This is a genomic window from Tenacibaculum aiptasiae (assembly GCF_008806755.1).
Taxonomy (GTDB): Bacteria; Bacteroidota; Bacteroidia; order Flavobacteriales; family Flavobacteriaceae; genus Polaribacter; species Polaribacter aiptasiae.
Map to the genome: position 1 here is coordinate 150,433 of NZ_WAAU01000024.1, position 459 is coordinate 150,891.

Here is a 459-nt window from a genome sequence, read left to right on the forward strand (position 1 = left end):
CGTTACCGTATTGGCTCCAATGTTTGTACAATCAAATGAAGTTGTATCTAAGCTCATTGATTGAATTCCGCAGTTATCGGTTGATCCATTATTTATTTGTGCCGGTGTGATTGTAGCATTTCCTATAGCATCTAATTGAACGGTGATGTTTTGAGTAATAACTATCGGATTTACTTTATCTTCTACGGTTACCGTTGCTGTATTGGTATTTGAGTTTCCATTAACATCAGTTACAGTTAAGGTTACTGTATTTACCCCAATCTTTGTACAATCAAATGAAGTTGTATCTAAACTCATCGATTGAATTCCGCAGTTATCGGTTGATCCATTGTTGATTTGTGCCGGTGTGATTGTAGCATTTCCTGTAGCATCTAATTGAACCGTGATATCTTGTGTAACCACTGTTGGATTGATTTTATCTTCTACGGTTACGGTGGCTGTTTTTGTAGCTACATTTCC

Annotated in this window: 1 pseudogene; it reads right to left on the reverse strand. The window is 36.8% G+C overall.

From position 1 onward, the window contains the following. Positions 1–459, reverse strand: a pseudogene (locus F7018_RS18515) (hypothetical protein); the annotation flags it as partial.